Annotated in this window: 1 protein-coding gene; it reads left to right on the top strand. The window is 53.4% G+C overall.

What is annotated here, in order from left to right; translation table 11 throughout:
* The coding region (locus ABTU92_RS30430; protein WP_408095257.1) for a glycosyltransferase at positions 1-641 on the top strand (641 nt) is incomplete at both ends.

The raw sequence follows: 641 nt of genomic DNA, 5'->3' as shown, positions 1-641 counted from the left end.
AGACAATCGTATGCGAAGTGACTTCGTCGAACGCTGCAAAGTTGCTCTAGATCGCGATCCAACCGCTGCCGTTGCGTACACCGACATGACAGTGTTCGGCTCGCTCGCCGGACTGCTTGCCTCGAAGGTCGGGGGGACTTTAGTTGCGGAAAGCCTAGGAGACGGGTCGAGCATTTATCTTTGGCGATTCCCCGATCCCACTGCCGATGTGCTCGCGAATTTCGCGCACAGCAACTTTGTTCACGGGTCGTCGATGTACCGCCGTCGAGCCTTCGACCAAGTCGGAGGCTACGTCCATTCGGACGGGCCCGAAGATCACAATCTCTTTTACAGAATCCACTTGGCTGGATGGAACCTCGTTCATGTCCCGCATCCCTTGATTGAATACCGCCAGCACAGCGCCGCGCAGGCGAACACCGTAATCGGCTTGCAGACTGAACTTGCTCACTTTCGCAAGGAATATCTGATAGCGCGAGCCAAAATCCAAGAATTGCATCAAGAGATCACCGCGCATTGCGATCGTATTTCCGAGTTAGAAGCGCTTGTCAAGAAAGGATCGTCGTTCTCAACCTTTAAAAAACTAGCTCTGGCGCACTTGAGGCTCAGTTTATTGGGATACACATTAACTCTCGGATTGCGGG

This window comes from Rhodoplanes sp. SY1 (assembly GCF_046000175.1).
Lineage (GTDB): Bacteria > Pseudomonadota > Alphaproteobacteria > Rhizobiales > Xanthobacteraceae > Rhodoplanes.
This window is presented reverse-complemented; position numbering and strand designations above follow the sequence as displayed.